Raw genomic sequence first — 278 nt, forward strand, 5'->3', positions numbered from 1 at the left:
GCCTCGTACATCACCAGACCGTCACCCCGGTCGGAATTCATCCAGCAGGTGTGGTTGTAGATTTCCACCGCATGGGCGGCGTCGAGCGCCAATCCGTCTTCCAGTTGTAATTGATACCAATGCGGATGGGCAATCGCCACAAAGGCCCCGGCGGCGCGGGCGCGGCGGGCCAGATCCGGGCCGGTTTCATCCGCTGGCGGCACGGCAAAGTCATCGGGCAGACCGACCGCAAGGATGTGCCAGGGTTCCCCGCGCGAGGTTTGTGGCCCGTGCAGCTC

The 278-nt window shown here is 64.7% G+C and carries 1 protein-coding gene; it reads right to left on the reverse strand.

Annotated elements, in window-relative coordinates; translation table 11 throughout:
- Positions 1 to 278: hypothetical protein (locus Q4528_RS13705; protein ID WP_303522108.1), on the reverse strand; the 278-nt coding region annotated here is incomplete at both ends.

This window comes from Staphylococcus pasteuri, assembly GCF_030547725.1.
Taxonomy (GTDB): domain Bacteria; phylum Bacillota; class Bacilli; order Staphylococcales; family Staphylococcaceae; genus Staphylococcus; species Staphylococcus pasteuri.